At 39.7% G+C, this 252-nt stretch carries 1 pseudogene; it reads right to left on the bottom strand.

The window, feature by feature from the left end:
* Nucleotides 1-252: pseudogene (nadD, locus tag SB717_RS38005) on the bottom strand (nicotinate-nucleotide adenylyltransferase); the annotation flags it as partial.

Here is a 252-nt window from a genome sequence, read left to right as displayed (position 1 = left end):
TCGGTAAATACTCAACCATATCCCCACCGATAATAAAGTGAAACTGCACATCCGGATACTTCTTCGTCAATTGTAACATAGTGTCATACGTATAAGATGGGCCCTTCCTGCTTAGCTCTTCTAAACAAATAGAAAAGTGTTCTTCTGCCTCAGTCGCAAGCTCTAACATATGTAAACGACTTTCTATACTTGTAATATTACGTCCTTGTTTATGTGGCGGAATCTGGTTTGGCAAGAACCATACTTCTTCCA

Origin of the sequence: Priestia sp. SIMBA_032 (assembly GCF_046535215.1) — a bacterium.
Classification (GTDB): Bacteria; Bacillota; Bacilli; order Bacillales; family Bacillaceae_H; genus Priestia; species Priestia aryabhattai.
Note: the sequence above shows the minus strand (reverse complement) of the source record. Positions and strands in the feature narration are given on the sequence as shown.